Source organism: Paenibacillus sp. FSL H7-0737 (genome assembly GCF_000758545.1).
In the GTDB taxonomy this organism is placed as follows: domain Bacteria; phylum Bacillota; class Bacilli; order Paenibacillales; family Paenibacillaceae; genus Paenibacillus_AQ.
On the sequence record NZ_CP009279.1, the window covers coordinates 950,210 to 968,520 of the forward strand.

Sequence of the window (18,311 nt, forward strand, 5' to 3'; positions counted from 1 at the left end):
ATGGATACAATAGAACTTAGGGCTTTTAGTTGAGGAGGTAGCAATGTTTGAATTTGAAGCTAAATTAGTGCGACCTGATGCAAGTGGGAGCTGGACTTATCTTAACGTCCCTTTTGATGCCGAACAAATATTTGAAACAAAGTCCAGAATACAGGTAAAAGGAAGTGTAAATGGAATCCCCTATAGAGGAACGCTTATGCCCCATGGAAACGGAAAGCATTTTATGGTGGTAAAGAAAGAACTACGGGATCTAGCCAAAGCTCAACCTGGTGATATTGTGCATGTGACGATGGAGCAAGATCATCAATTACGGGAGGTAGAAGCCCCTAAGGATTTCCTTGATGCGTTGAGTAGCCATGAGCAGGCAGAAGCTTATTATAACGGTCTGGCTTATTCTTATCAGAAGGAATATGTATCTTGGATCGAAGCGGCGAAAAGACCTGAAACCAGAGCATCTCGTATCGAAAAATCAGTCAGTAAACTGGGTGAAGGCTTGAGGCTCAAATAAAAGTATGAAGAGTGCTTAGCAGGCTGAATAGATGAACAGCGTCCTCTTCCATAAGATTGGAAAGGGACGCTGTTAATGTTGGTGATATGTGCAAGTGGGCTTAAATAAGAACGGCCACCTCACCACAATTCACAAACTTAATACTTTCGATTTTTACTGATAACTCACCTGAAGGAATAGCTAGCTGACATGTACTGCCGATCTGAGCTAACAGCAGCTGCATGCCAATAGGCGAGAACATTGAAATCTTGTTATCATTGGGTTCTGCCTGGTTTGGAAATACGATGGTGTAGGTATCTGTAGTATTGTCGTCTAAGTAGCGGAGCTGAAGCTGACTTCCAATCAATACGAGTGAATTCAATTCTTCACCACTAAAACGGGAAAGTAATTGTTCCAGCTCGGAGCAATAACGGGACAACAGCGTTTCAGCATTACTTCTTTGTTTGCTTCGTTCCGGGAAATACTGATTTAGAAATGCGATTTTTTCCTCATCAAAATAAATAAGCTGCTGGACCAGTTGTGTCCTTGAGCCTTCATAAATTAGACTATGGTTCATAGTAGATTTCACCCCCTCTAAGTAGCACATTCTTTGCAAATTTGTTATGACGCGTTGCCATATTAAAATCCCTCCTATACAAATAGAGGTCCCCTAGAGGGAACCTTCTGATCAGTATAACAGCTTCTATATGTAAATCCAATCCATTTTGCAAAGGCATTAAATTCTTACTAAATATTGTATTTAAAACGTTTGACTATTGTATAGTTGGGTGCTATGATAGGCTGATGTTATAGGCATTTCGTAGAAAACTGCGGAATGCCTATACTATATTTCGAAGATAATTTTACATTAAATGTTACCAGGGGAGTGATACGCCATGTACATTTCGTTGAGTTCACCTATAGAATCTAGACATAAAAAGTAACTATAATTTATTAAAGGAGAGATCAGGATGATTCAAGTAAAAGAGTTTGTAGATGCTGATAATTCGTATGCTGAGAATAAGGCTAATGAGTTCTTGGCAGGGCTGCGTGAGGAACAGGTTGTGAATATCTGCTACGGTTCGGTAGTTAAATCTTCACGTGATGGGGCAGAGCATCAAAGAAGCAGTATACTGGTCGTGTATAAGACAAATGAAGGGCAATAACTGGAATACTTTTTTTTCGTGCTTATCTGTTGTCTCCACGCTATGCATCGTGATCGTTCTTATATATTATATGTTTTAGCTTTTCTTATGAACAAAGAGGACCTTTCCCATTTACGGGTAAAGGTCCTCTTTGATTGTATAAGTGCAATTACAGTCTTATATTCCGTCTGGGACGGATAATCCTAAACCGGATGCAACACGCTGTCCCAGTTCTGGATCAGCTTTATAGAAATGAACAATTTGACGAAGTTTAATATCGTTACTTTCAACTGGTGTCATAGCACCTACGATATTTTGAACAAGACGTGTACGTTCTTCTTCACTCATCAGGCGATACAAGTCACCAGGTTGTGTATAATAGTCATCACTATTATAGGAGACACTGTCGGCATTTCCAGATACTTCGAAAGGTGATGTTTTGTACTGTGGTGCTTCTTTAGGTCCGCCTAAGCTGTTAGGCTCATAATAGGCACCGGATCCGCCATTGTTGCCGAGTGCCATGCCACCGTCACGTTGATAGTTCTTCACTTCTACTTTTGGACGGTTGATAGGCAGGCTGTTATGGTTAGGACCTACCCGGTGACGATGAGCATCGCCGTAAGCAAACAGTCGACCCTGTAGCAATTTATCAGGAGAAGCTTCAATACCAGGGACGAAAGAGCCAGGAGAGAACGTAACTTGCTCTACTTCCGCGAAGTAATTCTCTGGATTGCGATCCAGTACCATGCGGCCAACCTCAATTAATGGATAATCTTTTTGCGACCATACTTTGGTTACATCGAATGGATCAAAGCGATAAGTGTTCGCATCTTCGATCGGCATAATCTGCACGTAGAGCTTCCACGCTGGGAATTCTCCTTTATCAATAGCATTGAACAAGTCTTCTGTATGATAATCTGGGTTCTCCCCAGCTATTTTGGCGGCAAGATCTGGAGCAAGGTTCTTAATGCCTTGTTCTGTTTTGAAATGATATTTCACCCAGACGGTATTGCCTTCGGCATTTACCCATTTGAAGGTGTGGCTTCCGAACCCGTGCATATGTCTCAACGTAGCTGGGATTCCGCGATCTGACATCAAAATCGTAACCTGATGTAGAGATTCCGGCGATAAAGACCAGAAGTCCCAAACCGCATTAGGGTTCTTTAAGTGTGTCTGTGGATCACGCTTCTGTGTATGAATAAAGTCGGGGAACTTGATTGCATCACGAACGAAGAATACAGGTGTATTGTTACCTACGAGATCATAGTTTCCTTCTTCGGTATAGAACTTCACAGCAAAACCACGTGGGTCTCTTACAGTATCAGCAGAACCTAGCTCCCCAGCTACCGTTGAGAAACGGATGAACATTGGGGTACGCTTGCCTACCTCAGATAAAAAATTAGCTTTTGTATATTGAGTTAAATCCTGAGTGACCTCAAAATACCCATGAGCGCCAGCACCCTTAGCATGAACGACACGTTCAGGAACACGTTCTCTGTTAAAGTGGGCTAATTTTTCAAGCAGATGGACATCTTGCAGCAAAGTAGGACCACGATCACCGGCTGTCATTGAATTTTGATTGTCGCCTACTGGAGCACCCCAGCTGGTCGTAAGATTATTATTATTGGAGCTCATTAATAGAATCACCTCGTAAGATTTGATTTTAGATTTAGTATAAGTTCTATATTAATGTTTTTTGGGGAAAATGCAACACTTTTTGAATAATTGACACATTACAGTATGTGGTAATCGTCGTCCCATTCAGATATATATGATAGATAGAGTGATTAATTACTAAGCAGAGTTAAAAAAGAAACAGCGCACCTCTACCATCACTGGAGGGTGCGCTGTTCTATTTTGATATAGGAATATCCGTTTTCTGTACTTAGTTTTTAATGTACATTCTGTTATAGTATTCATCCAGCATTCTTTTGGTGGCAAATTCGGTGCGAGTGGTTTTGATACTCTTCTTCATCATTTGTACCCACTGTTCACGATTCTCATAATAGGTTGGGAGTACTCGATTCAATAGGGTGTCGTATAGCGCATCACTATCATGCTTATCCAGAACCTCGAAGTCAGTAGTCTCGAAGCCGTCTCCGATCTGCCAGCCATTCTCGCCATCTATACAGGCTTCCGGCCACCAGCCATCTAGAATAGAGCAGTTCAATACGCCGTTCATGGCTGCCTTCATCCCGGAGGTACCACTTGCTTCCAGTGGTCTACGCGGATTGTTGAGCCAAATATCAGAACCGCGTGTCAGCTGTGCGCCGATAGTCATATCGTAATTCTCCAAGAAGACAACACTCTTCGGATATTTTTTCATCATCGCCACTAAATTGCTGACGATTTTTTTGCCGTTATCATCGAGTGGATGGGCTTTGCCAGAGAAGACGATTTGTATTTTGCCGGACTCCAGATAAGGCTCAATAATTTCCGGCTGCGAGAAGATCAGGTCACTGCGTTTATAAGGAGCAGCTCTGCGTGAGAAGCCAATGAGTAGATTGTCAGCATTTAGACTAATGCCGGACCGTTCTTTGATGAAATCAATCAGTTCACCCTTAATTTCTTTATGCACTGCCCATAAATCGCCATTTTGTTCATAGGCTTGTGTCATTCTTTCATCTACCCAGGTAGGGGTATGAATGGCATTAGTAATGCCAATGATGTCCGATCTTCCGGCAACCTCTTTCCACATCTTATTGGCTGTATCCGCATGAAGCTGAGCCACTGCATTAGAAATACGTGAGAGTCGTAGACCGGCAACCGTCATGTTGAACGGCTCGCCACCGATACGCTCCATCTGGTCGCGGGTTAAGCTATTGAATGCACTCATATACTCTAGGCGGTCGAGTGGATGGGTTTCGTTGCCTTCTTTTATCGGTGTATGTGTAGTGAACACAACCTCTTCCCGAGTAGCTTTCCAAGCTTCCTCAAAGGTGCTGCCTCCGGACATCTTCTCACGAATGAGCTCGATGGCTGCTAAGGCTGCATGGCCTTCATTGAAATGATAGACATCAATCGGAATGCCCAGAGCACGCATAGCTTTTACTCCGCCGATCCCGAGTACGATCTCTTGAGCGATCCGTTCCTCACCGAACCAGCCGTACAATTGTCCAGTAATCCATGCATCATTATTCTCGGGGATATCCGTATCCAGTAAATACAACGTGCTGTTGCCAAAATAATCAGTCTTCCATATTTTGCACACCACATCGGTCTTTCTGACTTTTACAGTTACCTTCACCCCTGTATCTTCAAGAAAATCATAAACATAATTGTGATAGGAGTCGTATGGATTACCGTTTGCATCAATTTTTTGATCCGTATAACCTTGTTTCCACTTCAGCCCGATAGGGATGATAGGAGCATTGATGTCTTTAGCTCCCTTAATGTAGTCACCGGCGAGAATTCCAAGCCCTCCGGCATACATTTTAAAATCGGAATGTAACCCGTACTCCATACTGAAATAAGCTACTGATGGTAATTTTTTTTCGTTCACTTGATAAGCCTCCTAATCGCGGATTAGATTGAATTGCAGTAAAGCTGCTGGCATTATCTACGATGCAAACGTTTGCTCAAAAAACAGTCAACAATCGTTGTGGAAGCGATTGCACCATCATTCTAGCACACTTTATCTACAAAAGCATAACGTCAATTTGGTGAAAATAGCCAATTAGGGGCAAAATCAACGGAAGTGATTGATAAAGTGAAGGGAAGACCCTAAGATAAAGAGATTGAAGAAATAATTATTGGTGGTGTATAAGTTGGGTATAGTTGTGATTGGAAGCTTAAATATGGATATGGTAGTACGTACGAACCGGGCACCGAATGCAGGAGAAACGCTTATGGGACAAGTATTTGCTCTATCTCCCGGTGGAAAAGGAGCGAATCAAGCCGTTGCCGCAGCACGTCTGGGTGCTGAGGTTAGTATGATCGGCAGCGTCGGAAAAGATACCTTTGGAAGCGAAATGCTGGAGATTATTAAGCAGGAAGGTATTCATATAGAACATATCTCAGTGAGTGAAACGGAGGCAACAGGTGTAGCTTCAATCGTTATTGAAGAAGATGGAGAGAATCGGATTATCGTTGTACCCGGAGCGAATATTGATCTCTTTGCAGAGGATATACAGGCGTTAGAGACTGTAATCAGCCAGGCTGAGATGATTGTGATGCAGCTTGAAATGGAACTGGCGATGAGTGAGCATGCTATTGCCATTGCACATCGTCATGGAATTCCGGTCATTCTGAATCCAGCACCAGCTAGAGTGCTTAAAGACGAGATGCTGGGTCAAGTATCATATCTGACACCTAATGAGACAGAAGCGGGAATTTTGACTGGAATGACTGTAGATAGTTTAGAGACTGCTGAGCAGGCAGCCCGTATTTTGCTGCAAAAAGGTGTTAAAAATGTGATCGTAACCTTGGGATCTAAAGGCGCGCTGATCGTTAATGCTGAAGGCGCTAAGTCAGTTCCTGGATTCCCGGTCAAGGCGATAGACACGGTTGCTGCCGGAGACTCATTCAATGGGGCATTAGCCCAGCAATTGGTCTTAGGCAAAACGTTGGAGGAGGCAGTGAGCTTCGCTAATGCTGTTGGAGCACTGGCTGTAGGGAAAGAAGGCGCGATCCCATCGCTGCCGCAGTTATCAGAGGTTGAACAGTTTCTAAAACATGTATCGGCATTAAAATAAACAATACAGAATCTATAGCAGACGACTGGATAAGGGGCTGAAATAATGAGCAGGACAGTAATCGTTAAAAATGTGATCATTGGCGAAGGAATCCCTAAAATATGTGTTCCGTTGATTGGAGCTACCTTGTCTGAACTGAAACAGGAAGCCGAATCATTAAAAGAGCTTGGTCCCGATTTAGTGGAGTGGCGGACGGATTTTTTTGACGAAGTTGAAGACGTAGAGGCGGTCAATTTAGCACTAAAAGAAATCCATTCTGTAATTCCTGAGTTACCGCTGATTTTTACTTTTCGGAGTGCCAAAGAAGGCGGCGAGAAGCAGGTTAGCACAGAATATTACATAGCACTGAATATAGCTGCAGCTGAAAGTGGTCTAGTAGATATAATTGATGTTGAATTATTCAATGAGGAACAGGATGTAAAGCTACTAGTCGAGACTGCTCATACTCATAACGTGTCTGTCATTATCTCGAATCATGATTTTCATGGAACACCTTCTCAAGAGGAGATCATCTCGCGATTACGCAAGGCACAGGAGCTTGGCGGGGACTTGCCTAAAATTGCGGTGATGCCTCAGGATGCGGGGGACGTACTGACTTTACTAGAAGCTACCTATATGATGAAAGAACAATATGCAGATCGCCCGATTATTACAATGTCCATGGCGGGAGCTGGGGTCATTAGCCGTCTAGCCGGTGAAATATTCGGTTCAGCGCTTACCTTTGGAGCGGCGCATAAGCCCTCTGCGCCTGGACAGGTAGCTGTGGTTGAGCTGCGAAATGTACTGTCACTGCTGCATCGCAGTCTATAGGAGCTATCAGTGAGGTTCAGATAATAGAAATAGAGCGGCGACCGGATTTCCGGTGCCGCTCTATTTCTATTTTATTATTTTGTTCCCGTGTATACGTGAACGGCATCTCTTAGGAACGCTGCAAGTCCAGGGCGATGCTTGTCGTAGTACTTGGTAAAACGTTCATCATCCACATACATTTGCGCGACACCGGCATGTGCCTCTTTGGAATAGGAATCCCAGTAGAAGGAGAGCCACTGGCGGTGTAGATCAGCACTTTTTTGCGCCAATACACTGGCAGGATCTCCATGCTCCATCGCTTGCAAGAGCGTCTCGAACATTTCCTCCTCAAGCTGCTGTATAGCCGCATATTGTTCTTCTGTCATACCTTTAAGCTTCTTGTTGGATTGTTCTACGGTGCTGTCCCCATATTTCTCCCGTATTTCTTGACCGTATTTCTTCTCGTTATCCTCTACCAGTTTTTGCTTGAATCCTTCGAATTTTTCAGCGTCACTCATAGTCATTCTCCCTTCTTGGTGAGCCAGCGTCTGTTCGACGTTAGCGATTAATAGATCTAATTGATGTCTCTTTTCAAGCAGCTTGTCATGATGCTCCCGTAGCGCTTTGGCTCCGTCGAATGACGGTTCAGTCATAATAGCTTTGATACGTTCCAGACTTAAGCCAAGCTCTCGATAAAATAAAATTTGCTGTAGTAGATCTACTTCGGTGCGGCCATAGATACGATACCCCGAGGAGTTGATTCTCGCCGGCTTAAGAATGCCAAACTCGTCGTAGTAGCGCAGGGTTCGCGTACTGATTCCAGCGAGCTCAGCGAGCTTCTGTACTGTGTATTCCGTAGTATCACCTCCCACAAATTCAATGTACACCTTTACGTAGCGTGAAGGTCAAATGTTTTTTTAGCGTATCCCAAACAGCGGCAGTTACCCGCTGAAGATCATTGGGAAGACTGCCGCTACTATGATTTGCTGATGTTTGAAGTTATTTTTGACCCATCTGCGCCGCAAAATAATTTTGTAATTCCTCTAATTTCCGAGGATCAGCTAGGGTTGTTTTGTCTGAGAAGTAATGTTCGAGAACAAGGTCCCAGGTAGGTACTATTTTTTGTGAGTTCATCGCTTTAATGGCGACTTTGACCGTCTTGCGTTCTTTGGCATTAGAAAAAGTATCTACGTAATGCTGTGAGCGCTCAAAATCCAGATCCTTAAACACAGCGCGGAAGATTTCCGAAGTCATCTTTGCATCATCCAACGCACGGTGAGCAGATCCAGACGGTTCAAGTTCAAACAAAGCCATCGCGCCTTCGACACTGATATCATTGCTTAGGCCGCGAGCCCGCAGCACACCCTTCAGTAAATCTAAATACGTTGCAGACATCCAGTAGGAGTCGTCCATCTTGTGCATACGTACATCCTGAATGATTCGCTTCATGTCTTCGCCACCCCAAGTAAGGAGCAACACTCCATCTGTACTTAGATCAAGCCACTCTCTAAAAGCAGTGATGACTTTCGGGAAGCGGGGTGCGATATCGATTTCCTCTTGGGGAATACCGGTTTTTTTCTTAATAAAAGAATTAAGGGTGGAGAAATATATGGGTTTGATCAAGGAAGAAAATTCATCCTTATACTGCAATGAAGAGTCTAACCGGACAGCTCCAATCTCAATGACCTCCATAGGGTGCTCGCTGGCAAACTTACGGCCGTTGAATTCGATGTCCAGAATAATATAATCCACAGGTACTTGCCTCCGTTCCATGACTGACGCTGTAGTACTTAATACGTCGACTACTCTATTTTAACAAAAAAAGCGATGTAATGGGGAGTATGGGAACAAGCTAATATTGGAACATAAAAAAGAACCAGCACTATGCGGGTTCTTTTTATAACTATTAATGAGCAAAAAGATTGCAGACAATAAAGTAAGACGATTAATGTTCTGAACCGGCAGCAGGTTCAGGCTGATGAATTGGCTGTTCCAGCAGGACAGATCCGTCTTCAAGACGAAGCCAGGTATCGAAGTCTTGGGTGCCTTGGGTCAGTCTGATGACGCGTGCGCCCCGCATAAAGCCTTCTTTTCCATAAGTATTGTAGCCGGTAGCACGGCCATAGGAAAGACGTATGCCATACAGGCTGCCCGTAAAATCATTGATATGGTCATGTCCGCAGAAGGTGCCAAGCACATCACCCATTTCAAGCAAAGCCGAGAATAATCCCGAGTTAACCTCAGGTGAGCATACACGCTCATACTTATACCCATGACAGACTTGTGTAGACCAGACCTCACGATATTCCGGAATCGGGATATGGAAGAAAGCCAATGCAGGCAGCCTGTTCTCAGCAGTTTTAGGATTCAACCGAGCGGATTCAGCAGTTAGCCAGTTGATCTGATTCCGGTTAATCCAATTGTAGCCTGGGATATGCTCCATCTCGGAGTAACTGCCCGAGTCAACAAAATAAAGGACAGCGGCTGCTTGGCCATCCTGATCTTTTATTTCAAGCGTGTAATTGCCTGAACCTTCAAGATCCTCTGGACCGGCTTCGGCCAGACAGTGGGGATGTTCTAATGCTATCTGCATCAATTCACTGCGGGAAATCAGGGTTTCTGTATCATGGTTACCAAATACGAAGGCCCAAGGGGTACCTGTTTTTTCTACAGCAGCGACAGCATCCCGAAATGCTTGGGCAGGGTCTTCACATGCCTTTTCGCCAGGAGAGACAGGGGCAGTGTAAATTAGATCTCCCGTGAAGACCACAAGATCAGGTTGTTCTGCTTCTAGAACACGTTCCATCAGTTCCCGGGTACGCTGATCTTCGGCTCTTCCATCCATCCAGTGAAGATCAGTGAACTGTACAATTTTCAAGGTTCCATCTTGCTGAAATGATAAGCTGTGTCTCATTGGGGTTATCTCCCTTACTGTCTAATATAGTTAGCCGATCCAGATCCGCTGGGTGAAATGGTCTCCGGAGCTTCTACCAATCATAATATCAAATTCCCCGGGTTCGAAGACCATTTGATCATCTTTTCCGTAGAACATCAGCATTTCTCTAGTGATCTCGAAAGAAACCACTTGTTTCTCATGCGCTGCGAGTGTAATTTGTCGGAAGGCTTTCAGTTCCTTGACCGGGCGTACGACACTTGCGCTAACATCATGGATATAGAGTTGAACGGTTTCCTTGCCGGTGATGTCTGAAGTATTCTCCACCTCAATGGAGGCAACAATCCGACCCTTAGCATCAACATTGAAGTTGCTGTAATCAAAACTGGAATAGCTCAGACCATAGCCAAAACAGAAAAGAGGGTCATTAGGGCAATCCAGATATCGGGTTACATAACGCACATTCGGATATAGGGGATCATAGGGACGTCCCGTCTGATAGGCATTGTAATAAACAGGAATTTGACCAACCGAGTAAGGGAAGCTCATAGATAAACGAGCGGACGGATTATAATCTCCGAACAGCACATCAGCTAATGAATTTCCGGATTCTGTTCCCAGAAACCAGGCTTGCAGTAGAGCATCGCTGGCCTCAAGAACAGGCTTTAGTTCCAGTGGTCGGCCGCTAAATACAATGGTAACAATCTTTTTGCCGGTATCTTTCAGACGCCAGATCAGCTTCTCCTGATTGGTCGACAAGCGCAGATTGGTTTTGCTTCCGCCTTCCCCGGTATCCTGCTGATTCTCACCGACAGCAGCGAGAATTACATCGCAATCTTTTAGGCGCTGAAAGGCTTCTTCGATTTCATCCTCCACATCAAAAACACCCTCTAGCATGCTTCCCAGCTCACCAGTCATGGCCGTAATAATATCCGCGGCAGATGTTTTTTGAGAAATGCCGTTGTAGAGTGATACGGCCGGGTCTTTTTCCGTTCCAGACCAGCCGCCCAGCACATGAATAGAGGTAGCGAAGGGACCAGCCAATCCAATCTTCATACCGTGTTTAAGGGGCAGAGCGTTATTGTCATTTTTCAGCAGCACCACTGAGCTTGCACCCAGCTCTCTCGCAGCTTGTAAATTCTCCGCGCTCGGCGTGGGCGCCTCATCTACTAGTGGATCTGCATCCTTGAATGGATTGTCAAACAAGCCGAGAGCGTCCTTGAGTTCTAGCACCCGGATAACGGCTTCATCAATCAAGGAGATATCAAGCTTGCCTTCCTCGACGAGAGCAGCGCCGTGGTTTAGATAATGGGTGGACATCATTTCAATATCTAGTCCGGCAGCCAGACTTTTCTCAGCTGCTTCACGACCATCTTCGGCAGCGCCATGAGGGATTAGTTCATTTACGGAATTGAAATCGGCGATGGTAACGCCATCGAAGCCCCATTCCTCACGCAGAATCCCGCGGAGAAGTTTGGAATTACCGCTTGCAGGTATACGATCAATCGTATTGAATGCGGCCATCACCATGGCTACACCAGCATCTACAGCAGCTTTATAGGCTGGTAGATAGAACTCACGTAATACGCCGAGGGACATATCCACCGTATTGTATTCTCGACCGCCTTCGGGAGCGCCATAACCGGCGAAGTGCTTCACACAGGCAGCGATACGACCTTTTTCTTTTAGGTCTTTGCCCTGATAGCCCCGTACCATGCTCTCAGTTACACGAGCATTCAGATAAGGGTCCTCACCGGATGTCTCCATCACTCGTCCCCAGCGCGGATCGCGTACAAGATCCGTCATAGGCGAGAAAGTGAGGTGAATACCGGCAGCTGCGCTCTCCTTGGCTGCAATTTCAGCGAACCTTTCACAGGCCTCCATGTCAAAGCTACAACCTATCGCAAGCGGGATCGGTAGGATCGTTCTGTAACCATGAATCACATCCGCCATGAAGAGTAAGGGGATTTTCTGACGGCTGGCTTGCAAATGCCGGGTCTGTAGATCAATCACATTCCTGGCTCCAATGCCGTTCAGAACGCTTCCGATGTTCTGCATTACCTGCGGCTTAATGTTCAGTTCCTTGAATGGACCGGTTAAATCTACGGTATCATCCAAACCCCAATAGTGAGGGCCTAGCTGGGTTAATTGGGCCAGTTTTTCTTCTAGAGTCATATCGTTCACAAGATCTTGGATAAACAGTTTAGTCATGGTTAACACCTTCCTCGTGAGCGCATTGAAAGTTATTGTGACAAATAGATGTGCTATACCAATAAGAAAGCGCTTGCTATTTGAGTTCGCCGCAGTGCACACGCAGATAAATATAATTGGATGAGACATGCAATAGATAAGAACGGGGAGTTCATTGTCAGACATCATATATAAGACTGACATGTCTATGAAAGAACAGATAGAAACGTTTCCATTAACGATACATATCGATCTTAGTCCGAAGACCATAAAAAGTCAATTATCTTCGCGAAATCGGCCGATTCATTATATTTAGGTTGTAAAATGTGATTTTTATTACTAGAAAAACAAAAATAAAATGAATTGACAGCGCATACATCTAGGGAGTATGATTTTCGTACAGGGAGTTTCAAAGAAATTATGGAAACGTTTCTATATCATCCGATACGCTTTATCATAAAGGATGAGCAATCAGTTTCAAGCTGGTTGCGGGACAAGAAAGGAAGCTAAGTTATGCATGTGATGAAATGCATCTTTCAAATTGGAGGTGGGCTCATTGGCAAGAATTAAGCTTGCGGGTGGAAATATTGTCCGGGAAGTCATTAAGAACAAAGTGCTTTTTCTAATGTTGCTGCCTGTAATCCTATACTTCATTATTTTTCACTATGCGGTAATGCCTGGCGCTTACGTCGCATTCGTAGATTACAAGCTCAATAAGGGTATTTTCGGAAGTAACTTTATCGGTCTGAAAAACTTCGAATTTCTGGTTCAGAATGGCGATCTGTGGAATATTACCAAGAATACACTGCTCTACAACATCGTCTTCCTAGCTCTGGGTAACATTATTCAAATTGTGTTTGCCATTATGCTTTCGGAGATCTCGGGCAAGTGGTTCAAGAAAGTGTCTCAATCCGTTATTCTCCTACCTTACTTTATCTCTATGGTTATCGTCGGTGTTTTTGCCTACAATATATTCAATTTCAATTCCGGGTTCATCAATACGATGCTAACCGGAATGGGGCTAGACCGTTACGAGTTTTATTCTGATCCAGGCATATGGAAATATATCATTGTAGCCTTCAAGATCTGGGCCGCTACCGGATATGGAATGATTGTCTATCTGGCAACGATCACAGGGATTAATCATGATCTGTACGAGGCTGCTTATATGGACGGAGCCACTACCTGGCAGCGGATCCGTTATATGACCTTACCGATTCTGAAGCCAACCTTTATTCTGCTTTTACTGTTTGGTATGGGTGGAATTCTCAAGGGCTCCTTTGACCTTTTCTATAATCTGATCGGTACGAACTCGGTGCTGTATCCGCAGACGGATATTATCGATACCTATGTCTTCCGTTCACTGGTGGGACAATTCAACTTCTCTATGGGCGCCGCTGTGGGCTTCTACCAATCCATGTTTGGCCTGATTCTGGTGCTAGTAGTTAACTTTATTGTACGCAAGGTCGAGCCAGACAGCGCATTGTTCTAAAACCAGACACGAAACAGGGGTGATGAATATGGAAACTCAAAAAATCAAACAGGATTCGGGAAGTATTATCATAAAAGTGATTAGCTATATCTGCATTAGTATCTTTGCACTGTTCTGTGTATTTCCCTTCGCACTAATGATCTCCTCATCGTTCATGAACGAGCAGGAAATTGTCCGTGAAGGCTACAAGCTGCTGCCTAAGGAATTTTCATTTAAGGCTTACGAATTGTTATTTAACAACTCTACGCAATTGGTAAATGCTTATAAGATCACTATTTTTATAACCGTAGTGGGTACGGTCCTTGGACTGTTCATGATGTCGATGGCTGGCTTCGTGCTTAACCGCAAGGATTTCAAGTATCGCAACTTCTTTTCCTTTCTAATTTACTTTACGACACTCTTCAGCGGTGGCTTGATTCCAACGTATATCCTGATGGTCAAGCACTTGCATATGAAAGATAACTTATTTGCCATGATTCTACCGGCTGTAGTTGGCGCTTGGTCGATCTTCCTGATGCGTAATTTCATGAAGGCGATTCCGGATTCCTTATATGAATCTGCTACCATTGACGGTGCTGGCGACTTCCATATCTATTGGCGGATATTTATTCCGCTGGCGGTTCCTTCCTTAGCTACCATCGGGCTTTTCTCGGCGATAGGCTTTTGGAATGAGTGGTACAACGGGATGTTATATATGGACTCCCCGACGAAATATCCACTCCAATACTTTTTGCAGCGAATGGTCAATCAGACGAATCTCGGTACACTAATCAATTCGGGGGCAGTTATCAATACGGCTGATCTTCCAACGCAATCCATCAAGATGGCTACAGCTGTGCTGGCCACCGGGCCAATTATTCTCCTCTATCCATTTGTACAGCGTTATTTCGTAACAGGCCTCACTGTTGGGGCTGTAAAGGGTTAATGGACGTCTCCTTTTCGAAGGCGCGTTTATTATAAATGCAATTCATAAATAGAAAAGAAAAGGGAGGCTTACCTAATGAAAGGTAAAAAAATTGCGTCTTCTTTAATTGCTGTACTCATGCTTACTGGGGCATTGACAGCCTGTTCATCGAAGAACAACGAGGCAAGTAATGATCCGGCAGCTACGAAGGCACCAGAAGCTTCAACGAATGCAGGAGGAGTAGATACTTCTAAAGAAGCTAAGTTGGTTTACTACCTGTGGGGCAGTGAAGGCGTTCAAAATAAGGCGATTCTTGCTGAGATTAACAAAAAGCTTAAGGCTGATCTTAACGCTACAATTGAAGTGAAGTATATTGACTGGCCGGATATCAATACCAAATATCCGTTGCTATTTGCTTCTGGTGAGCAGTTTGATATGTCTCATGCATCTCCTGGAGCACCAGTATCCTATTTCACATTGGCTAGTGAAGGCGCTCTAGTAGACCTTACCGATATGCTCGATAAAGTTGCTCCTAAGCTGAAGGCAGAAATTCCTGCTAGTGTATGGGAAAATACTAAATACAAAGGTAAAATCTATGGTGTTCCGAGTCTTTATAGCGAATATACACCGAATGGTTATGCCTATCGTGTAGACTTGCTGAAAAAATATGGCATGGAAAAAATCACCACACTCGACGATATGGTTAAATACATGGATAATGTTGTTGCCAATGAGTCCTTCCCACCAATTAACGGTAAGTCTGAAGATGCGGCCAATATGTTCAGAATGCTCGTTGATACTACAGGAATGTGGCTTAACGCACCTGGTATATCTTTGAATGAACTGAATCTTGTGACGAAAAGTCCAGAGGACTACAAGACCGTCTTCCATCCAGCATACACTCAAGAATTCGAAGATTGGGCTGTGAAGATGCGTGAATGGGCAGATAAAGGGTACTGGGGCAAAGATGTGCTGTCTGCAACTCTTGGAAGTAAAGATAACTTCAGAGCAGCAAACTCCGCAGGTTATTTGACTCATGCTCAGGACTGGATCGGCCAATACGGTGCAGATTTGAAGGCACAACCAGAGGCAGAAACTGCATTCTTTACTTTTGCGGAAGCCAACAAGAAGATCAAACGTAAGATGGGCGTTGACAACTCGACTGTAATCAGCACGAGCTCCGAGAATCCAGAGCGCTCTCTGATGGTAATCGAGAAGTTCATGACTGACGAAAGCTACTACAACCTTATCCAAAACGGTATTGAAGGCAAACAATATGTTATGGAAAATGGTGTTAAAAAGCAGCCTCCAGGCTTCAACGAAAAAACGGACGGCGGAGGTTTCGCTGCTTGGTCACTTCGTAACGACAAATTCGTAGTTCCTACGGATACAGAAAACCCAATTCGGAACTCCTTGTTTGCAGAGTGGGATAAAGTCGCTATCGATGATCCATACAATGGCTTTAGCTTTGATCCATCGAATGTAACTACAGAAATTGCTTCCATCTCCAACGTAAATTCCCAGCTTGGTATTCAATTGATGCTTGGTAAAACAAGCAAAGATCCTAAAGCTGCTGTAGCGGATTACCGTGAGCAACTGAAAAAAGCAGGAATTGACAAGGTTATTGCCGAAGTAGAAAAGCAATTGGCTGAATTTGTTCCAGTGAACTAAAGAACGTTAAAAGGTGTAAGGGAGCTATAGTAGCATATAGCTCCCTTACTTATAAGTGGGGGAGTATAGTGGACGTAAATATCAAGGATATCGCGCGGATTTCCGGTGTGGGCATCTCGACGGTTTCCAGGGTCATCAACAATAAGGGGCTGGTGAGCAAGGCTACACGGGAAAAGGTTCTGAATGTTGTTAAGGAATACAATTACATTCCCAATTCCAATGCGAGAAATCTAAAAACTACGGAGTCTAAGAACATTGCACTTATGGTTAAGGGGATTACGAATCCGTTCTTCTCTAATATGATCAAAGAAATCGAGCGGCAGGCTAATCTGCGAGGGTACCCTTTCCTCATTCATCAGGTAGAGGATGGAACGGATGAAATTAATGCGGCGATTCAGCTGACCAAAGAAAAGAATCTATGCGGGATCATCTTCATGGGCGGAACCTACAATCATTCCGAAGAGAAATTCAAGCAGCTGACGGTTCCTTTTGTACTGACGACGATCACCTCCACACAAGAGGTGGACCCTGATATTTTTTCCAGTGTCACCATTAATGAATTGAAGGAAGCTTATAAGGCCACCAATTACTTGATATCACTAGGGCATGAGAATATTGGTTTTCTAGCCAAGTCCCCATTACTGGATGAAACGACAGGCAACCGGCGTTATTTGGGCTACAAAAAAGCACTGGAAGAACATAATCTGCCTTATGATCCACAGCTGGTAGAGGATTGTGAATACAGTCCTAGCTCGGGATTTGATGCAGCACGAAGACTGCTTAAAAGGAATAAGGGAGTAACCGCAATATTTGCGGCTTCTGACACGATTGCTATCGGTGCTGCCAAAGCTGTACTTACCGCGGGGTTGTCTATCCCGGATGATATTTCAATCATTGGCTTTGACGGAATTGAGATGGCTGAATATTTTCATCCTTCACTCGATACGATTAGCCAACCGGGTACAGAAATGGCCTTATCTAGCGTGGGCGTCCTGTTTGATCTTATTTCTGGACGATCAGGCCATCAGCATATTGTCTACGATGCGGTATTGCTCAAACGAGGCTCTTGCAAGATGCTCAAAACACTTAAGGTATAATACTGACTATAAACGCTATCATTGGAGTGGTAACCCAAATGCAAGACACATTAAGAATAGGTACTCTAGTTCGTGGCGGGGAGGCCGTCGCCGTTATTCCGCAAATTGTTCAGCATGGGTTTGAGTCCTTTAACTTGAACTTTTGGCAGACCACCGGTGAAACCAATCTTGTAGAAACAGCTGCACGACTTAGGGAACTGGCTGCTGAACATGATTTTATCATCTCTTCTGTTGGGATTTATGGCAATCCACTTTCAGGAGATGGAGACAATGCTGACACACTCGCCAGTTGGGAGCGATTGATTGATCATGCCCATTTATTCGGCACAGATATTATCGGTGGATTCACCGGACGTCTTCCAGGTTCTTCGATTGACGAGTCGATTCCGAGATTTGCAGAGGTGTTTAGTGAATTGTCCAAAAGGGCAGCCGATCGTGGCTTAAGAATTGCTTTTGAAAATTGCTCTATGGGTGGAAACTGGCAGGCCGGAGAGTGGAATATCGCTCACAATCCTTCAGCCTGGGAGAAAATGTTCAATGCTGTACCAGCAGACAATCTGGGTCTGGAATGGGAACCGTGCCACCAGCTGATAGGTCTCATTGATCCGATTCCGCAGCTACGCAAATGGGTGAACAAGGTGTTCCATGTGCATGGTAAAGATGCCACTATTGCCTGGGATATCGTCAAGGAATACGGAATTCATGGACCTAAGCCTTATGTGTGGGACCGGACGCCTGGCTTCGGAGATACGAACTGGGTGGATATCATATCGATTCTGCGCCAAGCCGGCTATAAGGGAACTATTGATATTGAAGGCTGGCATGATCCTGTCTACCAGGGTGAACTAGAAATGACTGGACAAGTACATGCACTAAATTATTTGAAGTATTGCCGAGGTGGCAGTTTTGTCCCTAATCCGGTGTAAAGGATATCAGATAGTAACAACCC

16 protein-coding genes are annotated in these 18,311 nt (G+C 44.3%); 9 read left to right on the top strand and 7 right to left on the bottom strand.

Annotated elements, in window-relative coordinates:
- Nucleotides 1–43: 43 nt before the first annotated feature.
- On the top strand, nucleotides 44–508 hold the full coding sequence (locus H70737_RS04175) for a YdeI/OmpD-associated family protein (RefSeq protein WP_042184989.1): 465 nt from the start codon (nucleotides 44–46) through the stop codon (nucleotides 506–508).
- A gap of 100 nt (nucleotides 509–608) precedes the next feature.
- Here the strand turns inward: H70737_RS04175 and H70737_RS04180 are convergent, their stop codons facing one another.
- Entirely contained in the window at nucleotides 609–1,064 is a 456-nt protein-coding gene (locus H70737_RS04180; protein WP_042184991.1) for a GreA/GreB family elongation factor, read from the bottom strand.
- Nucleotides 1,065–1,458: 394 nt separating this feature from the next.
- Here H70737_RS04180 and H70737_RS04185 point away from each other — a divergent pair, with 394 nt between their 5' ends.
- Nucleotides 1,459–1,653 carry a sporulation protein Cse60 gene (locus tag H70737_RS04185; protein WP_042184993.1) on the top strand — a complete coding sequence of 65 codons (195 nt, stop codon included), beginning with the start codon at nucleotides 1,459–1,461 and terminating at the stop codon, nucleotides 1,651–1,653.
- 156 nt (nucleotides 1,654–1,809) lie between these two features.
- On the opposite strand, the gene katA is transcribed toward H70737_RS04185, so the two are convergent.
- Together katA and glgP are read right to left on the bottom strand one after the other, a co-directional pair.
- On the bottom strand, nucleotides 1,810–3,267 hold the full coding sequence (gene katA, locus H70737_RS04190) for a catalase KatA (protein ID WP_042184995.1): 1,458 nt from the start codon (nucleotides 3,265–3,267) through the stop codon (nucleotides 1,810–1,812).
- A gap of 250 nt (nucleotides 3,268–3,517) precedes the next feature.
- Nucleotides 3,518–5,134, bottom strand: coding sequence for an alpha-glucan family phosphorylase (gene glgP / locus H70737_RS04195; protein ID WP_042184997.1), 1,617 nt, complete (start codon nucleotides 5,132–5,134; stop codon nucleotides 3,518–3,520).
- Nucleotides 5,135–5,411: 277 nt separating this feature from the next.
- Here glgP and rbsK point away from each other — a divergent pair, with 277 nt between their 5' ends.
- Together rbsK and aroD are read left to right on the top strand one after the other, a co-directional pair.
- Complete coding sequence (rbsK, locus tag H70737_RS04200; protein WP_269321840.1) at nucleotides 5,412–6,326, top strand: ribokinase; 915 nt, start codon at nucleotides 5,412–5,414, stop codon at nucleotides 6,324–6,326.
- A gap of 45 nt (nucleotides 6,327–6,371) precedes the next feature.
- Entirely contained in the window at nucleotides 6,372–7,136 is a 765-nt protein-coding gene (gene aroD, locus H70737_RS04205) for a type I 3-dehydroquinate dehydratase (RefSeq protein ID WP_042184999.1), read from the top strand.
- Nucleotides 7,137–7,210: 74 nt separating this feature from the next.
- On the opposite strand, the gene H70737_RS04210 is transcribed toward aroD, so the two are convergent.
- The 4 genes from H70737_RS04210 to bglX form a co-directional block, all read right to left on the bottom strand.
- Entirely contained in the window at nucleotides 7,211–7,987 is a 777-nt protein-coding gene (locus tag H70737_RS04210; protein WP_042185001.1) for a MerR family transcriptional regulator, read from the bottom strand.
- A gap of 127 nt (nucleotides 7,988–8,114) precedes the next feature.
- Entirely contained in the window at nucleotides 8,115–8,867 is a 753-nt protein-coding gene (locus H70737_RS04215) for a 3'-5' exonuclease (protein ID WP_042185002.1), read from the bottom strand.
- A gap of 193 nt (nucleotides 8,868–9,060) precedes the next feature.
- Complete coding sequence (locus H70737_RS04220) at nucleotides 9,061–10,029, bottom strand: metallophosphoesterase family protein (protein ID WP_042185003.1); 969 nt, start codon at nucleotides 10,027–10,029, stop codon at nucleotides 9,061–9,063.
- 30 nt (nucleotides 10,030–10,059) lie between these two features.
- On the bottom strand, nucleotides 10,060–12,219 hold the full coding sequence (bglX, locus tag H70737_RS04225) for a beta-glucosidase BglX (protein WP_042185005.1): 2,160 nt from the start codon (nucleotides 12,217–12,219) through the stop codon (nucleotides 10,060–10,062).
- A 535-nt stretch (nucleotides 12,220–12,754) separates the two neighbouring features.
- Here bglX and H70737_RS04230 point away from each other — a divergent pair.
- The 5 genes from H70737_RS04230 to H70737_RS04250 all read left to right on the top strand — a co-directional run bounded on the left by H70737_RS04230 (nucleotide 12,755) and on the right by H70737_RS04250 (nucleotide 18,288).
- Nucleotides 12,755–13,690, top strand: a complete 936-nt coding sequence (locus H70737_RS04230; protein ID WP_231573385.1) for an ABC transporter permease — start codon at nucleotides 12,755–12,757, stop codon at nucleotides 13,688–13,690.
- Between the two features lie 28 nt (nucleotides 13,691–13,718).
- Nucleotides 13,719–14,615 (top strand): carbohydrate ABC transporter permease, encoded by an 897-nt coding sequence (locus H70737_RS04235; RefSeq protein WP_197071264.1) that lies wholly within the window; start codon nucleotides 13,719–13,721, stop codon nucleotides 14,613–14,615.
- Between the two features lie 75 nt (nucleotides 14,616–14,690).
- Nucleotides 14,691–16,265, top strand: coding sequence for a DUF3502 domain-containing protein (locus H70737_RS04240; RefSeq protein ID WP_042185012.1), 1,575 nt, complete (start codon nucleotides 14,691–14,693; stop codon nucleotides 16,263–16,265).
- Between the two features lie 68 nt (nucleotides 16,266–16,333).
- Nucleotides 16,334–17,362 (top strand): LacI family DNA-binding transcriptional regulator, encoded by a 1,029-nt coding sequence (locus H70737_RS04245; protein WP_197071265.1) that lies wholly within the window; start codon nucleotides 16,334–16,336, stop codon nucleotides 17,360–17,362.
- Nucleotides 17,363–17,400: 38 nt separating this feature from the next.
- Nucleotides 17,401–18,288, top strand: a complete 888-nt coding sequence (locus H70737_RS04250; RefSeq protein WP_042185016.1) for a sugar phosphate isomerase/epimerase family protein — start codon at nucleotides 17,401–17,403, stop codon at nucleotides 18,286–18,288.
- Nucleotides 18,289–18,311 lie beyond the last annotated feature (23 nt).

What these genes read in the sequence shown, in the direction of transcription:
- H70737_RS04180 (WP_042184991.1), bottom strand. Translation starts at nt 1,064, where the DNA reads ATGAACCATAGTCTAATTTATGAAGGCTCAAGGACACAACTGGTCCAG.
- H70737_RS04175 (WP_042184989.1), top strand. Translation starts at nt 44, where the DNA reads ATGTTTGAATTTGAAGCTAAATTAGTGCGACCTGATGCAAGTGGGAGC.
- H70737_RS04235 (WP_197071264.1), top strand. Translation starts at nt 13,719, where the DNA reads ATGGAAACTCAAAAAATCAAACAGGATTCGGGAAGTATTATCATAAAA.
- H70737_RS04250 (WP_042185016.1), top strand. Translation starts at nt 17,401, where the DNA reads ATGCAAGACACATTAAGAATAGGTACTCTAGTTCGTGGCGGGGAGGCC.
- aroD (WP_042184999.1), top strand. Translation starts at nt 6,372, where the DNA reads ATGAGCAGGACAGTAATCGTTAAAAATGTGATCATTGGCGAAGGAATC.
- H70737_RS04220 (WP_042185003.1), bottom strand. Translation starts at nt 10,029, where the DNA reads ATGAGACACAGCTTATCATTTCAGCAAGATGGAACCTTGAAAATTGTA.
- H70737_RS04240 (WP_042185012.1), top strand. Translation starts at nt 14,691, where the DNA reads ATGAAAGGTAAAAAAATTGCGTCTTCTTTAATTGCTGTACTCATGCTT.
- H70737_RS04185 (WP_042184993.1), top strand. Translation starts at nt 1,459, where the DNA reads ATGATTCAAGTAAAAGAGTTTGTAGATGCTGATAATTCGTATGCTGAG.
- bglX (WP_042185005.1), bottom strand. Translation starts at nt 12,219, where the DNA reads ATGACTAAACTGTTTATCCAAGATCTTGTGAACGATATGACTCTAGAA.
- katA (WP_042184995.1), bottom strand. Translation starts at nt 3,267, where the DNA reads ATGAGCTCCAATAATAATAATCTTACGACCAGCTGGGGTGCTCCAGTA.